This is a genomic window from Bacillus sp. PSXD-155, from assembly GCF_049310765.1.
GTDB classification, from domain to species: domain Bacteria; phylum Bacillota; class Bacilli; order Bacillales; family Bacillaceae_G; genus Bacillus_A; species Bacillus_A cereus.
The window spans coordinates 27,853-37,050 of sequence record NZ_JBMOWC010000045.1; the positions used below are offsets into that span (position 1 = coordinate 27,853).

Genomic DNA, 9,198 nt, shown 5'->3' on the forward strand with positions numbered 1-9,198 from the left:
TTGATATGTAAATATGCACCTTTCCTATTGTATATGAAAGTTAATAAAGTTAATTTGAATTTCTGTAACGTACATAAATGAAACCATTCTTTAAAAAAGGACGTGATTTATCATACAAATTCACGCTGTGAAAATACCAAAGAATATTGAAAGTCATTTGTTTAAGAAACTTAGTAACTTGGTTTCAAATGGGAAGAAAGAGCGAATGAAGCGATTATTAAATTCATGCGACATTAATAGGACCCTGATAGGGGATTTACTAATCCGATCTCTAATCTGCCAAAAGTATAAAATTAATAATGAAGAAATTAAATTTATATATAATGAGTATGGAAAACCTTTTGTTGAAAACTTTTCTGACTTTCATTTTAATGTGTCTCATTCAGGAGAATGGGTGGTTTGTACTACTGCTAATTTTAATGTGGGTATTGATATAGAAAAAGTTTCAGAAATAGAGGCTTTTAAATTAGCAAAAGAATTTTTTTCAGCGGAAGAATTTTATGATATATCTAATATGAATTCTGATGAACAAATTAATTATTTTTATGATTTATGGACATTAAAAGAAAGCTATATAAAAACGATTGGAAAAGGGCTTTATACCCCATTAAATTCATTCTCTATAAAAAAAGAATCACGAACTTCAATTTCATACAAGCATATACCTAAAAACTTTTACTTTAAACAATATAACATTGATCCAAATTATAAGTTATCTGCTTGTGCAACAAGAGATGAATTTCCGCAAGAGATAATAATTAAAGACATTTATACAATTTGCCAAACTATATACAAATTTGAAAGTAAGGAGAAAATCAATGCAGAAGACTAAACTTTTTTGCTTTCCACATGCTGGGGGATCTGCGTTTAACTACGCAAAATGGAAAAATTACTTTAATCCATATATTGAAGTAGTCCCGATAGAATTAGCTGGCAGAGGATATAGAATTGAAGAAAGCTTGTACCAAGGTATGGAAGAGGCCGTAAATGATGCCTACACTAGTATAGTTAAGCAAATAGATGCTTCGCCGTACATTCTATTCGGGCATAGCATGGGGAGTTTGATTGCCTATGAAGTAGCCAGGAAAATACAGGATTCTAATAACGAATTACCTGAATTTCTTGTTTTGTCCGGTAGAAACCATCCAAATAGTAAAATAAAAAATATCCGATATAATCTTCCTAATGAACAATTTAAAAGAGAAGTTATTGCAATGGGAGGTACACCATCTGGGGTACTTCAATCAGAAGAATTAATGGAGATTTTTCTCCCTATTTTAAGAGCAGATTTTAAGATTGTCGAGACATACATTCATGATAATAATATACAACCATGTGATATTGATTTTCTTATATTTAATGGGAAAAATGATGAATTTACTACATATGATCAAGTAATAAAATGGAAGCAATATACAAGTAAAACGTGTACTTTTCATTCTTTTGAAGGTAGTCATTTCTTTCTAAATGAAAATATTGAAGAAATAGCAAAGAGTATTATAGGAAAGTTAAATTCTAAAAGATTATCAACTAGTTTTTAGAGGTTTTCTTTCATCATCAGACAGTCGTTGGATAACTGGTGAGTTAATTGATGCAATTTGTGGATCTTGCTTATAATGCTAATTGTAAGTATTATGTACTTTAAAACCAAAACTTTCTCAATTTAATGTTGAGAAAGTTTTGGTTTTTATTATTCTAGTAGTAATCACTTTTTAAAGTTATAGAAATTTAAAAATAAAGTATTGTATACATGTAAGTATGATTAAAAATGAAAAGTTGTAAATGCTAAATTTAATTAAATACGCCTTACTCTCTTTAACATTGGCCTGAATGAATAGTTTATAGGAGATTACACTGGCTAAAGATGCGATAATTGTTCCAAGCCCTCCAATATTTACTCCTAGTAATAAAGCTTTCCAATCAGAAGTAAAGTTTGATAGAAGAATTGAAGTAGGAAAATTGCTAATCAATTGACTCAAAAATATGGAACTAAAGAAGACTGAAGTATCTCCTCTTAAATTAGCGCGAGCAAATGTCTCCAGCGCATCCGAATGGGAAATGTTTCCGATAAAAATAAAAAAACCGACAAAGGTTATTAGAAGAAAGTAATCGATCTTAAAAAGTAAGTTTCTATCTAACGTAAATGCAGCTATCAATGTGACTATTAGCGCAATGTAATAATTAATGACACCAAAAATAGATGCAATGATAGTGATAAGTATCAAAATCCAGACGGTAGCTTTTTTTCGATTTTTCACGGTAATTACAGGTAGTTCTATTTTCAAATCTGTTTTTTGAAGTTTTTGAGTAAATATAAATAACAAACTGATTCCAAGTACAGCTAAAAGCAGGATTGAACCTAAAAATGGGATGAGCTTAATTCCATAGTAAGAATATAGATATAAATTTTGTGGGTTTCCCATAGGCATCAAGCTACTGCCGATGTTTGCCGCAATTGTCTGCAGGATGATTGTATCCATCATGTTCATTTTTGTTTTTTTACTAATGACAAGTGTTATTGGTACAAAAGTGAGGAGGGCGACATCATTTGTTACAACCATGGAGCAAATAAAGCATAACAAAATTAGAATAATAGATATTGACCTGCTGTTATTGCATTTATTTAAAATCACAACGGCAAGTTTGTCTAATATCTTTAGCTGTTCAAAGGCCTTAATGGCCACCATTAGATTAAATAAGCTAATTAACACTTCAAAGTTAATATATTCGATCTTTGGTGAATGTATTAAGCAGCTTACAATTGCTAGTATCAGTGAAATGGTAAGTATTAAATCCTTTTTTAAAAATTTGAATTTCATAAGGAGTCTTTTTTTATTTTGAACGAATACTATTTCTTTCACAATACACCACCTGTAATCTATGTTAGTAGAATGAAACGCAAGGGAAATATATATTTAATAATAGATATTCAACAAATCTTCTTATATTGCAATAAAAGTAATAGCTTTTCTTATCAATTGGTTGTTCTAACATTTGAAACTTAAATGGAATAATATTAATAACGTTTTCAAAAAATAATAATATGAGTAGTTTTTTATTTGTGGAGCTGTTAAAAACATATTTTGATTAACTCGATATTGCTAGAAAAGAGAATGTCATAAGGTCCTAAATAAGAGTTTTGTAATGTTTCATCTTTTCAACAAAATCCTTTTTGCGTAGTGACTTTAATGTTGTAAATATGTGCAATATAGACGAATCCCACTAGGGGGATTGATTGAGAAAACAAATGTTTTTTGTATGATACCATAAATAAATTAAATGTTTTATTTTTTTAAATATTCTTACAATAACCTATCGATTCTTGATTTCAAATACTTTATATGAAGTTCTAAAAGAGAAAAAGTATGCATGTTTTTATGAAGAAAATAGAGGCTTGTCAAAGATTAGGTAGAACGGAATCCGCGACGTTTGGATACTGTATAAAATTTACAAAATCTCACTGTTTTTTAGATGAAAAAACTTAAAATATTTTTTGTTTTTATAAAAATCTGTACTTTTTCGTAACATTCTGTACTTTTAATTATAAATTAAAGACAAGGTTCTCTTAGTTGAGGTTTGAAAGCGCTTTATAGTTTTTCCTATGAATTTTTTACCTAGCCTATTTTTGAGATTAGTAGTGAGAAAGGAGATATTTCCATGTTCTTAAGAAAATTAACAAAAAACCAGTTAATCACTATTGATTATTATGATTTAAATGTAAATCACCGGTAAACAAAACAAACATAATGGTACAACAACATGAGTGGATAAGAATATTAGTTTTGCAGAAGGGGATAGAGCATCGTGTGTATAAATGATAAGTTTTTCGAAAATTCAGTTTTATAGTTACATCTTGTGATATTTTTTGCTTAAACAGGCCAATCCTATTAATATAGAAAATTTTTATCCTTGTTGTATTTGAATATGAATGAGGTATTTATGCCAAGGAATATAGGTGATTTTATATAGATTATGATAGATAAATTTTTGGTATGGAGTGATAATATGGAAAGATTTTTTGTAGATTTAGTCGGATCAACGAACGATTTTTTATGGTCTAAATTGTTAATTGTTATGCTTGTTATTTGCGGAATTTATTTTACATTTAAATTGAATTTTGTACAGTTTCGAATGTTAAAAGAGATGGTCCGTGTATTAATGGAGGGAAAAAGTGGTTCTAAAGATCAAATCTCCCCTTTTCAAGCGTTTTGTATTGGTATGGCAGCTCGCGTTGGAACAGGGAATATTACAGGAATTGCGATTGCGATTGCATTAGGTGGTCCTGGAGCTGTATTTTGGATGTGGATTATTTCTATTATTAGCTCGGCCTCCAGTTTTGTCGAAAGCACATTAGCACAGATATATAAAGTAAAAGATAAAACTGGTTTCCGCGGTGGTCCATCCTATTATATGGAAAAAGGGTTGAATAAACGTTGGATGGGAGTATTATTCTCTATTTTAATCACAATTACTTTTGGTCTTGTATTCAATTCAGTACAATCAAATACAGTTACAATTGCTTTTCAAAACTCATTTGGTACAGATCGTCTAACAGTTGGGATAATCATGGCCATTGCTTTCGCTGCGATTATTTTTGGTGGTGTAAAACGTATTGCAAAAATGGCTGAATACAAGGTGGTATTTTTAGCGGTATTATACATTGGAGTTGCATTATTTGTTGTAGTTACCAACATATCAAAAATGCCGGAAGTTCTTTCTCTTATTGTTCAAAACGCATTTGGTTTTAAACAAATAGCAGGCGGTTCAATTGGTGCAGCACTTATGAATGGAGTTAAACGTGGTTTATTTTCAAATGAAGCTGGTATGGGAAGTGCACCAAACGTTGCCGCAACAGCAACAACAAGTCATCCGGTGAAACAAGGACTGATTCAAGCATTTGGTGTATTAACGGATACACTGATCATTTGTACTAGCACTGCCTTTATTATTTTGCTGTCTGATGCATATAAACAACCGGGGTTAAATGGTATTGCACTTACACAAGCAGCATTAAGTGAACACATAGGTCCTTGGGCATCGGGTTGTCTTGCTATCTTTGTTTTTTTATTTGGATTTGGTGCGTTAATTGGCAACTATTATTATGGTGAAACAAATATTCGCTTCTTACATACAAGTAAAGTGTGGTTAATGATATACAGAATAAGTGTGTTGGCTATGATTGTATTTGGTTCTGTTGCAAAGATTCAAATTGTATGGGATTTAGCGGACTTATTTATGGGCTTTATGGTTATTATTAATTTAATTGCTATTACCTTACTTTCAAAAGTAGCATTTGCGGCGTTACAAGATTATATAAACCAGAAAAAAGCTGGTAAAGATCCTATTTTTTATAAAGAAAACATTAAAGGACTTGAAAATATTGAATGTTGGGATAGTTATGAGAAAACTTCAAAAAAGAAAAGTGTGTAATAAGAAGGATATTCAGACTGCAATATGTCTGAATATTTTTCTTGGTTCTAGTGCAAATAGTATTGATTATAGTAAAGAAAAAATCATTCTATATAAAGTTAATAGTACGGGGGAATATGATTAAATGATAAAGGATTCTAGCGTTCAAGTTGAGGGTCAAGAAAAAGTTTGCTTAGATCAATGGGTAGCTCATTATCGAACGTATGCTGCTAAGGGACGAAGCGCCAGTTATATTCCTGCTCTGGGGGAAATAAATGTATCGCAGTTAGGTATTTGTATAGTAAAGCCAGATGGAACAATGATAAAATCAGGAGATTGGGAGATACCTTTCACATTACAAAGTATATCAAAAGTAATCGGTTTTATAGCCGCTTGTTTAAGTCGCGGTATTTCTTATGTATTAGAACGAGTTGACGTAGAGCCAACTGGAGATGCCTTTAATTCAATTATTCGTTTAGAGATACATAAACCAGGAAAACCTTTTAATCCTATGATTAATGCTGGAGCAATTACGATAGCTTCACTTTTGCCAGGGACTTCGGTGCAAGAAAAATTAGAATCTCTATACGTATTAATTGAAAAAATGATAGAGAAGCGTCCCGCTATTAATGAAATAGTATTTCAATCAGAATGGGAAACGGCTCATCGTAATAGAGCATTAGCATACTATTTAAAGGAGAATGGTTTTCTAGAATCAGATGTGGAGGAGACACTAGAGGTTTACCTAAAACAATGTTCGATTGAAATAAATACAGAAGATATTGCCTTAATAGGGCTTATACTAGCACATGATGGATATCATCCTATTCGCAAAGAACAAGTGCTCCCTAAAGAAGTAGCTAGGTTAACAAAAGCTTTAATGCTTACTTGTGGAATGTACAATGCTTCTGGAAAATTTGCTGCTTTCATTGGATTACCAGCTAAGAGTGGGGTATCCGGCGGAATTATGACACTTGTTCCCTCAAAATCTAGGAAGGATTTATCGTTTCAAGATGGATGTGGTATTGGTATTTACGGACCAGCCATTGATGAGTATGGGAATAGTTTACCAGGAATTATGTTGTTAGAACATATTGCAAAAGAATGGGATTTAAGTATATTTTAAAAAGGAGCACAGATATTTTGGTGTTAGAGCGAGTCCAAAAGTGTTCAGACCTTATATTGTGTCTGAACATTTTTGAGTTATAAAGTATCTTTCTAAAGTAGAAGAGTGTAATGAATACTCACAATCTATAATGCTTTCGTTTATAACTTATTTATCAGTTTTTGAAAAAAATAGAGTAAGTATTGTATTAATGCAAATAGGTTTGTATACTGACTGTTAGGCGAAAGTGAGAAGTGATTATTTTGAATCTTAGTAATTTAGTAAAAAAAGACATCTATATTCTCGTTTTAATGATACTTACAGTACCCTTAGTAGGTGAAATAAAGTCATTTCCCTTAAATGAAACATTTAGAATGAGCTTTGGTGCACCAACATTTTTCTTTTTTTTGTTATTGTTTCGACGAGTTCCAGCATTTTTACCGGGTTTTTTAACAGCGATAGTCGTGGTAGTATTTCGTATCTCAATGGATGTCATTATAAAGGAAAATATGGATTGGCTAGCCGCTTTTCATACTCACTATCCTAGTTTTTTCTTTTATTTTACTTATTCGTATCTCTTTCATTTAGCAAAAATCAAACGTTTTTATCATCAACCACTAATGATTGGTTTTATTGGTTGCATGATTGAAATACTGTCAGACTGTGTGGAATTAATGATTCAATATTTCGTATTAAAAACATCGATCACATCCGAGGCAATAAATGAGATCATTGTTATCGCATGTTCCCATAGTTTTATAGTTCTAAGCTTTTTCAATATGATGAAATTGTATGAAGCACAATCAAGGGAGCGACATATAAAGAAACAAAATGAACATATGCTCATGCTCATCTCTAATTTATATGAAGATGCTGTTCATTTAAAAAAAACATTACAAGATGCTGAGAATATAACAAAAAAATCCTATGATTTATATAAAACTTTGGACTCTTTTGAGCATAAACAGATGGATTTTCAGTTTGAGGATTTAAGGCAACAGGCATTACAAATTGCTGGTGAGGTCCATGACGTTAAAAAGGATAACCAACGTATTTTTGCGGGACTTTCAAAATTAATTTCAGATGAAAGTTTTACAGATTATATGTCTGTACATGAACTAGTAAATATCATTATACGGGCAAATACGAAATATGCACAGTTGTTAGAGAAAGATATCCAATTTGTGTATGAAATTGATGGTGTGCATCCTCATTATCATATTTATACAATCTTATCTATTATAAATAATATCGTTACAAACGCTGTAGAAGCTATCCAAGGTATGGGAACCATCACAATTGACATTAATAAAGACCACCATTTTGTTGAATTTCAAATAGGCGATAATGGTCCTGGTATTTCTTCAAAATATAAAGATTCAATTTTTGAGCCTGGGTTTACTTCTAAATATGATGATTTAGGCAATCCATCGACAGGTATCGGATTATCGTATGTTAAAGAAATGGTCGCACAACTTGAAGGTGATGTTACGCTTGAGGACAGAACCGAAGGAAAAGGATCAATTTTTATAATTAAATTAGGGATTGATCATATAATTTCGAAAGGGTGATTCTATGTATTTTTATATAGTAGATGATGAAAAAGCGGTTCGCTCAATGTTGGCTCAAATTATCGAGGATGAAGATCTTGGGGAGGTTATAGGAGAAGCTGAGGATGGTTTATCTTTAGAGCAACAAATGGTAATCCTTAAAAATATAGACATTTTATTTATCGATTTGTTAATGCCGAATCAAGATGGAATAAAAACAATTCGTCAAATAAAGCCTTCGTTTAAAGGGAAAATCATCATGGTCTCTCAAGTAGAATCAAAAGAATTAATTGCTGAAGCTTATTCGCTTGGTGTTGAATACTATATTATTAAGCCAATTAACCGGATTGAAGTATTAACAGTTGTTCGGAAAGTCATTGAACGAATTCGTTTGGAAAAATCAATAAAAAACATTCAAGAATCGCTTAATATGGTACTAAAATTGGATAGTAATTCAAGTGTGCAAGAAAAATACCGTAATGAAAAACATTTAAATACTTTCAATCATTTTCAAAATTCCATTCATTTTCTTTTGTCTGAATTAGGAATAGCCAGTGAAATTGGAAGTAAAGATTTAATGGATATGCTAGATTATTTATATAAATATGAACAAGATAACACGTTGGAACAAGGCTTTCCCTCACTAAAAGAGATTTTTATGAATTTGGCTCAAAAAAAACTTGGGGATTCAGCTGAAGATGCCGAATTAAAAAGGTTCATAGAAGCTTCCAAACAACGGATTCGGAGAGCAATTTATCAATCATTAAACCATTTAGCATCCCTTGGACTTACTGATTTTTTAAACCCGAAGTTCGAAAATTATGCTTCTAGATTTTTTGATTTTACTACCGTAAGGAGAAAGATGACAGAATTGAATAATGAACCAACATTACCTGCTCGTATTGATACGAAAAAATTTATTCAAGTTCTTTATTTTGAAGCAAAACGAATACACCTGGAGTTAAGATGATAAACTCTTGCTAATAATTATTTTCAATTGATAGATTGATAATAATTTTTCTTTTTATTCTCTTTTATTTCATATTAGTTTTAAAATCAGAAAATTCCGTATCGATTCGGTAGAAGTGTATGAACTTAGAACAAACGAATATGTATTTTTTATTTTTTTAAACA

The 9,198-nt window shown here is 31.1% G+C and carries 7 protein-coding genes and 1 pseudogene; 7 read left to right on the plus strand and 1 reads right to left on the minus strand.

The window, feature by feature from the left end; all coding sequences use genetic code 11:
- The first annotated feature begins 127 nt into the window (after nt 1–127).
- From ACO6VI_RS26840 to ACO6VI_RS26850, 3 genes and pseudogenes are all read left to right on the plus strand, one after another.
- Nucleotides 128–832, plus strand: a complete 705-nt coding sequence (locus ACO6VI_RS26840; RefSeq protein WP_063547300.1) for a 4'-phosphopantetheinyl transferase family protein — start codon at nt 128–130, stop codon at nt 830–832.
- Entirely contained in the window at nt 819–1,541 is a 723-nt protein-coding gene (locus ACO6VI_RS26845; protein WP_023521954.1) for a thioesterase II family protein, read from the plus strand. Before ACO6VI_RS26840 ends, ACO6VI_RS26845 begins: the two co-directional genes overlap by 14 nt.
- Nucleotide 1,542: 1 nt before the next feature.
- Nucleotides 1,543–1,617 (plus strand): annotated as a pseudogene (locus ACO6VI_RS26850) (short-chain dehydrogenase); the annotation flags it as partial.
- Nucleotides 1,618–1,718: 101 nt separating this feature from the next.
- Here the strand turns inward: ACO6VI_RS26850 and ACO6VI_RS26855 are convergent.
- A complete protein-coding gene (locus ACO6VI_RS26855) occupies nt 1,719–2,861 on the minus strand; it encodes an anion transporter (RefSeq protein WP_063547301.1) in 1,143 nt (380 codons plus the stop codon).
- A 1,144-nt stretch (nt 2,862–4,005) separates the two neighbouring features.
- Here ACO6VI_RS26855 and ACO6VI_RS26860 point away from each other — a divergent pair.
- From ACO6VI_RS26860 to ACO6VI_RS26875, 4 genes are all read left to right on the plus strand, one after another.
- Nucleotides 4,006–5,430: an alanine/glycine:cation symporter family protein gene (locus ACO6VI_RS26860; RefSeq protein ID WP_063547302.1), complete on the plus strand. Its 1,425-nt coding sequence runs from the start codon at nt 4,006–4,008 to the stop codon at nt 5,428–5,430.
- A 124-nt stretch (nt 5,431–5,554) separates the two neighbouring features.
- Nucleotides 5,555–6,535, plus strand: a complete 981-nt coding sequence (gene glsA / locus ACO6VI_RS26865) for a glutaminase GlsA (RefSeq protein WP_000588656.1) — start codon at nt 5,555–5,557, stop codon at nt 6,533–6,535.
- A 233-nt stretch (nt 6,536–6,768) separates the two neighbouring features.
- Nucleotides 6,769–8,085, plus strand: a complete 1,317-nt coding sequence (locus tag ACO6VI_RS26870) for a sensor histidine kinase (protein WP_161520456.1) — start codon at nt 6,769–6,771, stop codon at nt 8,083–8,085.
- A 4-nt stretch (nt 8,086–8,089) separates the two neighbouring features.
- Nucleotides 8,090–9,034: a response regulator gene (locus ACO6VI_RS26875; RefSeq protein ID WP_088021268.1), complete on the plus strand. Its 945-nt coding sequence runs from the start codon at nt 8,090–8,092 to the stop codon at nt 9,032–9,034.
- Nucleotides 9,035–9,198: the final 164 nt, after the last annotated feature.